Below are 8,669 nucleotides of genomic sequence, written 5' to 3' on the forward strand. Positions count from 1 at the left end.
CAGCTGCTGGAAGCTCGGCGGCGAGTAGAGCGTATCGAGCGCGCGCGATTGCAGTTGTAGCTCGCCCGCACGCACGACGGCTCCGCGCTGGCTGCGCGGCACCTTACGGAATTCATTGAGCGAGCGACGGTACTGGTCGACCAGCTCCAGCGGGAACGTGCGGCTCTCCCCGATCAGGACCGAGATCTCCCCGCGCAGATACGCCTTTACCTGCAGGATCAGCTCCTCGGCCAACCGCTTCAGCGGCTGCTCTGCTCCCCCAACGTCTCCGCTCGTCCGCTCGCGCGGCTGCAGGATGAACACCAGATAGCCGTAGGCATCGGTGCAATGCCATACGGCATAGTGCGGCCCGAGCAGCTCGCTGGCGATATTGTAGACTGCAAAGCTGTAGAGCGCCGGATCGCTGATCGCCGACTCCGAGTCGTCCAGTCGCGTCATCAGCACGACGCAGGGCTCGCCAGGCCGCATGGCGATCTGGTAATCGCGCAGCCGTTCCTCCAGCACCTGCGACGGCAGCCGCATGCCGCCGAGCAGATCGCTCAGCAGACTGGCCCGCAGCGTCGGCAGATGCGTATGCAGCGTCTGGCGGGCCCGCTCGAACGACCCGATCCGCTCCCATTCCTCCTCCTGCGCTTGCTTCACGCGCGCCACCTCGGCCATCAGCTCCTCGTCGGAGACAGGCTTCAGCAGATAGTTGGCCGTGCCGTACAGAATCGCTTGCTTGGCGTATTCGAACTCGCCGTAGCCCGACAGCAGGATGCACTTCGTCAGCGGATGATGCTCCTGCACATACTTGCATAGCTGCAGCCCATCCATCCCCGGCATGCGGATATCGGTGACGACGATGTCGATCCGCATCTGCTCCAGCAGCGCCACCGCCTCCAGTCCCGACGCTGCCTGATGCACCTCCTCGATGCCCAGACTGGCCCAGTCGTTGGCCACCATGCTTTTCAGGATGACCGGCTCATCGTCAACAAACAACATTCGGCTCATATGCGCGCTCCTCTGCTCTCTTGGTGTGCTCTATCTTGTCCGTCAGCTCCGTCCTCCACCGCAAGGTGACGAGCAAGCCGCCCAGGTCGGCCGAGCGCTCGATCGTCACGCCTGCGTCCGCTCCGTAGCGAATCTTCAGCCGTTGATGGACATTCCATAGTCCGCAGCCGGTCTCCTCGCTCATCGGCAGCTCGAGCTGCTCGACGTACGCCTGGATCGCCGACTCCGTCATACCGACGCCGCTGTCCTCCACCTGCAGCATCGTCCAGCCCGCCTCGCGGCGCCCTCGTACGACGACCAGTCCGGGTCCGGGCTTGGGCTCGACGCCATGCATGATCGCATTCTCGACGACCGGCTGCACGATCAGACGCATCCCTTCCTCCGCCAGCATCTCCTCCGGCACCTCGATCCGGTACTTGACCCGTTCCAGCCGATAAGTATAGATCTGCAGGTAATGGCGCACCAGCTCGATCTCCTCCTTCAGCGTCGCCGACTGATTCTCGACGCGGGTCGTGTAGCGGTAATAGCCGCCGAGATGATACGCCATCTCCTTGATCGTCGTCGTCTCGCCAGCCTTGGCGCACGCCGCGATGAAGGACAGGCAGTTATACAGGAAGTGCGGGTTGATCTGCGATTGCAATTGCTTGAGCGTCGCCAGCCGGGAGCGATGCTGCTCCTCGTAGACGTTCTGGATCAGATGCTGGATCTCCCGTCCCATGTCGTTGAAGCGATGCATCATGTAGTCGAACTCGTTGTGGAAGCGCTGATGAATCCGATACGCATAGTCGCCCATCTCGAACTGCTTGAGCCCGCGAATAAGCGTCGACAGCGGCTTCTGCACATGCAAATAGAGCAGGTAGGAGGCAAAAAAGCCAAGGATGACCAACGCCGCCATGCTGATGTAAAACAGATTGCGACTCTTGATAATCGGCGCGTGGAATTGCTCCAGCGGCACATAGTCGATCAGCCACGCTCCCAGATGCGGCACCGCTGTGTAGCTGAGGTAGACATCCTGACCGTCGACGGTCAGGTTGCGGCTGCCCAGCCCGTCCAGTCCGCCAGCCAGCAGCTCGCTGCCGAGCCCGGCATACAGCTCGTCCGACAGCCCGCTATCGGCGAACACCTCGCCCGATTCGGTCAGCAGGAAGCTGTGTCCGGGATTGTCGGCATTGTACTGCCGGAGCATCTGACGGACATTGTCGATGCCGAAGCGCACCTCGAATACCGCGTTCACATTGCCCGGCTGATCCTTGGACAGATAAGGGTCCCAGATGAGCATCTGATAGGCGGGAGCTTGCGTCTCACGACCGGGCTGGAACGTCCAGACGCCGTTCTCCGAGCGCTCCAGCACGGACTCGTCGTAGCGACTGCTCAGGTTGGTGGAGATGCGGGTTTCGATCGCGGGCAGGTAGACAGCCAGCTCATTGGACCAATGGCTGGAGAAGCTTTGCAGGTAGAGCTTTTCCTTCACCAACGTCTGGTATTCGATCATCCGCAGATAGTCCTTGGTCAGGATGCTGATATACAGATCGAGGATCGACGAGTCCCGCGCCAGTACATTGGACGAGAGGGACAGCCGCTCGATATTGGATTCGATCTGGCTTTTGAGGAAGAGCAATTGACTCTCCTTGTACGCTTTCATCTGCGCATCGATGACTTGCACGCTCGACGTGCTGAAGTAGGTATAGAGGAATACGGCAGGGATGAGCAGGATGAGGATGACCCCATTGATTTTGTAGAATATCGGTCGGCTCCGTTTCAAGTGAAGAACCTCCTTAAGAAAGTGACAGGCACCTTTAAGATGTGCTGTATACAAAAAAAAACCGATGCCCTAAACTTTTTCATACAGCCCGCGCCGTGGCAGCGGCCGGATGCAGCAAACGTTCAGGAGGCACTCGAATGAAGAATACCGACATTATATCATCCAGCGGAGGCACGTCAACCGGGCGACCGCGGCGCAAGCCGCTGCTCAGAACGTGGCGTCTGCATGTGTTGCTGTTGCCTGCGGTCATCCTGGCGCTCGTCTTCAAATATGCGCCGATGCCGGGAATCGTCATGGCCTTCCAGGATTTCAAGCCGTGGCTCGGCATCAGCCAGTCGCCCTGGATCGGCTGGGACAACTTCCAGATGATGTTCACGCTGCGAGGCACGGTACAGGTCATCTGGAATACGCTTATCATCTCCGTGATGAAAATTATATTCGGTCTGGCCGTCCCCGTGCTGTTCGCGCTCATGCTCAATGAAGTGCGCAATATGGGGATGAAGCGGTCGATCCAGACGATGGTGTACTTGCCGCATTTCATGTCCTGGGTTATCCTCGGCGGCATCCTGCTCGATCTGCTTTCGCTTGATGGCATTGTGAACCGCTTACTCGTCACGCTCAACCTCGATCCGGTGATGTTCCTCGGCGAGGGCAACTGGTTCCGGACGACGGTTATCGTCAGTGACCTATGGAAGGAATTTGGCTTCTCGGCGATCGTCTTCCTCGCTGCGCTGTCGGGCATCAACCCGGACTTGTACGAAGCGGCCGAGATCGACGGCGCCGGTCGGATGCAGCAGACAGTCCATATTACGCTGCCGTCCCTGATGCCAATGATGGTCGTCGTATTCACGCTGTCGCTGGGCAGCATGCTGAACGCCAACTTCGACCAGATCTTCAACCTGATCAACCCGCTCGTACTGGAGAAGGGCGATATTATCGATACATTCGTGTTCCGCTCGTTCCAGGACGGTCAATACAGTCTTGCCACTACCGTCGGCCTGTTCAAATCCGCGATCGGCTTTATTCTGATCAGCGGCGGCTATTATGTCGCTTATCGGTGGGCCAACTATCGGATATTTTAAGCGGACTGGAAACCATGCCTTCTGGCCGGGATCATCCTTCCGATCGCTGTTGTCCCCAGATTTCTTCTTTACCTCCGCTATAGCGGTTGAAATCCGGGGACAAAGGCGACCGCTCCGCTTCTCCAGGATCGATCCCGTCCATTCGGCAGCCCAGTTCCGCTTATAAGTTTTTAAACATATGGAGGTCGACCATGTATTATAAAAATCCATCGTACAAGGTATTCTATTACTTTAATCTGGCGGTGCTGATCGCGGTGTCGATCCTATGTATCCTGCCGATGATTCATATTTTCGCCGTGTCGCTGAGCGGCAAGTCTGCGGCCGAGTCCAATCTCGTCACGTTCCTGCCGATCGATTTTAACTTCGACAGCTACGCGCGGACGTTCGAGAACGACAACTTTACGAGCGCCATCGGCACTTCGGTGATGCGGGCGATCATCGGCACCGTACTGAGCATGACCGTGACGATTATGGCCGCCTTCTCGCTCTCCCGCAGCAGCTTCGAGTTCAAGGCCCGCGTGTTCTACGTCTGGTTTTTCCTGGTTATCATGATCTTCGACGCCGGTCTGGTGCCCAATTATCTGCTCATCCAGCAGCTCGGTCTGATCAACTCGTTTTGGGTGCTCATCCTGCCTGGTCTGGTCAATGTGTGGAACATGATCCTGATGATGAACTTCTTCCGCGCCTTGCCCAAGGAGCTCGACGAGGCCGCGATCGTCGATGGCGCCTCGACGTTCCGCATCCTGTTTTCGGTCTACCTGCCGATCTCGATGCCGGCGATCGCGACGATCTCGCTATTCACGATGGTCGGGCACTGGAACAGTTGGTTCGACGGCATGCTCTACCTGCGCTCGCAGGAGCAATGGCCGCTCGCCACGCTGCTGCAGACGATCGTCGTCGTCCAGGACTTCAGCAAGACTGGTATTACGCCCGAGGACCTCGCGCTCCTCTCCAACCGCAGCGTCAAGTCGGCGCAGATCTTCATCGCGATGCTGCCGATCCTGCTCGTCTATCCGTTCCTGCAGCGCTTCTTCGTCAAGGGCATCGTCCTCGGCGCGGTCAAGGAATAGCCTTGGCAGAGAGCGTAAATGGCCGGGAAGCTTCTGCTTCACAAACGAGGGGCGAATAAGCATACGCAAAGACGCTTTCAATCCCACATCGATTGTGGTTTTGAAAGCGTCTTTGCGCAGCATTGGGGAGGGATGCTCTTGATGATCAGTGAAAGCTGGGGATAACCGTTTGGGAACGGCTCCGTGCAGATCAGTACAGCGCTCCGAAGGCATATTCATGCAGAGTGCGGAAACGCCGGCCCATCCACTCATAGCCTTCGGCTCCGGGGTGCAGCCCGTCCGTCAGCAGAGCTGCCTCCGCAGGACCTAGCCAATTCAGCCCGTCCTGATAATACAACTGGCGATCTCCCCGCCCTCGCAGCAGCTCTACGGTCTCGCGGATCGCTTCTCGCATCAAGGGCAGCGTGAAGCCCAGCAGATTGGGCTCCGTTTCGCGTGTCGTGCCATAGATCGGAGAGATCACCAGCAACGGCGTCTCGCTATGCCCTTCGCGTATCGTCTCCAACAGTCCGATCAACTGTGCCTTGAATAGACGCGGGCTCATGCTGCTTGCGCTGTAGATGTTGACGCCGACACAGATCGAGATGCAATCGGCGGGCATGTCGCGGATCAGTCGGCCGATCATCGGCTCCATATGGCAGTTGCCGGAGAAGCCGAGACTGGTCAGCTGAAAGCCACAAGCCTCGGCAGCAATCGCCGGCCAGGTGCGAGAAGGACTGGAAGCCGCGACGCATTGCGTAATCGAGCTGCCGTATGTGATCCAGCGGGGCCTCGGATCAAGCAGTGGTACGGCAGTCGACTCCCGATCGATTCGCAGACCGGTGATCGTCATGCCGATATTGGTCGGGAGCCAGATCTCCACGTCCTTGGCGTCGCGCGCAAGTCCGCTGAAGTTGGCCTCTGTAGCCCCGACCGCCAGGCTCAACATCTGACATCGCTGTCCGTCAGCCATGCAATCCATCGCGGCGGCCTCCGCAAGCGGCTCGAAGGCTACCGTCACCGCTGTCGTATCCGTACGCAACCGCAGACGCACCCCAGCGCAAATCTCGGCCTTCCCCCCGATTCCCTCGGGCGGGTACAGATCGTAATCTGGATAAGGGATACGCCATGGCTTGACGCCCCCTTCCCGGCGCTCAAGCGACACGGCGCCGTGGAACCACGCCTCCGTCAAGGCAAGCTCCTTCACAGCTTAGTATCCTCTTGTAGCTGATCGGCAGCAGGCAGGCCGCCCTCTCCGAGCCACACATCCTGCTCCAGCAGCCGCTGCTGCAGCTCGGCGACGACAATCCCTCTCGAACCGGTGCCATCGCGCAACGCCAGGACAGCCGCCGTTCCCGCCGCCTGCCCCATAGAGAAGCAATTCGGCATGACCCGCAGCGAGCCTTGCACCGCGCGATCCGAGGATACAGAGCGCCCGGCAACCCATAGATTGTCGATGCCGACCGGCAGCAAGATCCGATAGGGTACGCCATGAGACACGCCAGGCGGCAGATGATTGAAGGTCATCTCGCTTTTGCTATGGGCCAGATGAATATCGATATAGTAAGCGTTGCGAGCGATGTCGTCCTCGAAGGAGCGCGCAGCGATGAAGTCGTCGACGGTCAGAATATAGTCCCCTTCGATCCTTCTCGTCTCTCGAATGCCGAGCTGCTCCCCGCTCGCCACCATGTGGGCATGCTCGAAGCCCGGCACATATCGGCGGAAAAACTGAAGCTGACGCTCCACCGTGCGCCGCCCTTCGATGGCCCCCCGTGTCAAGTCTTCCGCTCTAGTACCATCCACGCCGAACACATGGCCGAAGTTGACGCCTACCAGGTAGTCGCTCACCCAGGCCAGTCCGGAGACCGACTTGCGTCCCTCCGGCAGCGCGCCGTCCATGATCGCCCGCTCCACCGTCTTGTGCAGTTGTCCGGTATCTCCGCTCTCCTCCAGGAAGCGGATGAACCTCGGACGGTCGACATTCGCCAGCAGATAACACATGGTGCCTGGCTGCAGCTCGCCCGCCTCTCCCCCCTTCTGGAAGGGTACGCCTGCCAGGGCAGCAATATCCCCATCGCCCGAGCAATCGATAATGTACCGGCACGGGATATAAGAACGTCCCGTTTTGTTGACGACGACGACACCCTCGACCTTCCGGCTGTCCTCAGATCGTACAACATCGTAGACGAAGGTATGGAACAATGGCTTCACGCCAGCCTCCAGCACGGCATCATCGTAGACTCGCTTCAACACCTCGGGATCGATCGGCACCCAGTCGAGCATCTCCCGGTATGCGGCGCGGTAGTCAGCATTGCATGCCTGCTTCATCCGTTCCATCAGCTCCAGGCCAAGTCCGCGGATAATCAGCTTCTGCTTGTCGGTGAACGGGCAGAAAGCCGGGACGAGCGCCACGGTGCCCATACCGCCGAGGAACCCTCGCTGCTCCACCAGCATCGTGCGCGCTCCCCCTCTGGCAGCGGCAATTGCGGCAGCGATCCCGGCAGCGCCGCCGCCGATGACGAGCACATCCACCTCATCGGCAACCGGAATGCTGGCGGGCGGTAACGTCAGGTATGGATTCATTAAGCTTCCTCATTTCTGTATAGATTGGACGTTCTTAGCCGCTTATCGCTTCGGCCCTTCCAGACACAGACGCAACAAATCATCGACATGCGCAGTCGCCAGACATTCTACCGTATCTGCGGCGCCGTAGTAGATTTTGACTTCCCCGGAGTCCTCCAGGATCATGCCGCCGGGGAAGATCACATCATTGCGGAAGCCCCCGGACGTCTCGTAAGCGGCCTCCGGCGCGAGCAGCGGCGTCTCCGCTTTGCCGATGATCCGGCTCGGATCGGCCAGATCCAGCAGCATAATGCCAGCCGTATAGCGCTTTTTCCAGCTGTCCTCCCAGCCATTTTTGCCCCGGCTGCGGTCGATGTCTACCGCATGGAACAACGTCAGCCAGCCTTTGTCCGTCTTGACTGGCGGAGCGCCCGGACCGACCTTGTCGTTGGCGTAGGCTACATCCTCAACGGCAAGCAGCAGCTTGGAATTCCCCCAATATTTCAGGTCGGGCGAGTCGCTCATCCACATGTCGAAGCGGTCGGATCCGCCCCGGCTGTATACCGGCATCGGACGCTCCAGCCGCACATACTTGTCGCTGATACGCTCTGGGAACAGCACCATGTTGCGATTATCCGGCAGCGACAGACTTAGCACCTCGAAGGAGCGGAAATCCTCAGTGACGGCGATGCCGCCGCGCAACCCATGCCGCGTATCGACTGCAAAACACATGTAGCATCGCTCGTCGATCACCGTCAGACGCGGATCATAGACGCGGACGACCTCTTCGTCATGCCAGGACCAGCACGGCTCAGGCTGTACCTCCCACTTGATCCCGTCCTCGCTAAAGGCGACTCCAAGATTCGTCGTATGATGAGGAGCGACGATCCCCTTCTGCTCATCGCCGTAATCATTGCGGAACACCATCACATACTTGCCCTGGAACTTGGCGACACCGGCATTAAACACCATCGCCGGACCATAAGGCACATCCCCCGGCGCCAACACCGGATTCGCTGCATGCCGGGTCACGACCGGGCTGGAGAACAAAGCCCCTACTGTATCATTTCTCACGTGAATACTCTCCTTTACATTACTATTTTATTAAACGTTCAGGTTGTTGGAGGTGCCGAAAGGTACGGATCGATTCTGGAAAAGCGAAGCGTTCGCCTGAAAGCTTTTCGCAGAAAAGCTAGCTTCGAAAGCATACGCTGTCCCCGG

General features: G+C 58.9%; 7 protein-coding genes. 2 read left to right on the forward strand and 5 right to left on the reverse strand.

The window, feature by feature from the left end:
- A partial coding sequence (locus PA598K_RS36470; protein ID WP_185602193.1) for a response regulator occupies positions 1 to 993 on the reverse strand: 993 nt, incomplete at its 3' end.
- The gene (locus PA598K_RS23735) at positions 971 to 2,755 is read right to left on the reverse strand and encodes a sensor histidine kinase (protein WP_128659345.1); all 1,785 of its coding nucleotides are present in this window, start codon (positions 2,753 to 2,755) and stop codon (positions 971 to 973) included. The genes PA598K_RS36470 and PA598K_RS23735, both read right to left, overlap by 23 nt.
- Before the next feature lie 137 nt (positions 2,756 to 2,892).
- Between PA598K_RS23735 and PA598K_RS23740 the strand changes: the two genes are divergently transcribed.
- Positions 2,893 to 3,837, forward strand: coding sequence for an ABC transporter permease (locus tag PA598K_RS23740; protein ID WP_128659346.1), 945 nt, complete (start codon positions 2,893 to 2,895; stop codon positions 3,835 to 3,837).
- 191 nt (positions 3,838 to 4,028) lie between these two features.
- Positions 4,029 to 4,907, forward strand: coding sequence for a carbohydrate ABC transporter permease (locus PA598K_RS23745; protein WP_128659347.1), 879 nt, complete (start codon positions 4,029 to 4,031; stop codon positions 4,905 to 4,907).
- 190 nt (positions 4,908 to 5,097) lie between these two features.
- Here PA598K_RS23745 and PA598K_RS23750 read toward each other — a convergent pair whose 3' ends face one another.
- Genes PA598K_RS23750 through PA598K_RS23760 form a run of 3 tightly spaced genes read right to left on the reverse strand, consistent with a single transcriptional unit; the run spans position 5,098 to position 8,522 of the window.
- The gene (locus PA598K_RS23750) at positions 5,098 to 6,093 is read right to left on the reverse strand and encodes an SGNH/GDSL hydrolase family protein (RefSeq protein WP_128659348.1); all 996 of its coding nucleotides are present in this window, start codon (positions 6,091 to 6,093) and stop codon (positions 5,098 to 5,100) included.
- The gene (locus tag PA598K_RS23755; RefSeq protein ID WP_128659349.1) at positions 6,090 to 7,469 is read right to left on the reverse strand and encodes an FAD-dependent oxidoreductase; all 1,380 of its coding nucleotides are present in this window, start codon (positions 7,467 to 7,469) and stop codon (positions 6,090 to 6,092) included. The genes PA598K_RS23750 and PA598K_RS23755 overlap by 4 nt, the downstream gene beginning before the upstream one ends.
- A gap of 42 nt (positions 7,470 to 7,511) precedes the next feature.
- The gene (locus PA598K_RS23760; RefSeq protein ID WP_128659350.1) at positions 7,512 to 8,522 is read right to left on the reverse strand and encodes a glycoside hydrolase family 130 protein; all 1,011 of its coding nucleotides are present in this window, start codon (positions 8,520 to 8,522) and stop codon (positions 7,512 to 7,514) included.
- Between the last annotated feature and the right edge of the window lie 147 nt (positions 8,523 to 8,669).

Source organism: Paenibacillus sp. 598K (genome assembly GCF_003851045.1).
Classification (GTDB): domain Bacteria; phylum Bacillota; class Bacilli; order Paenibacillales; family Paenibacillaceae; genus Paenibacillus_D.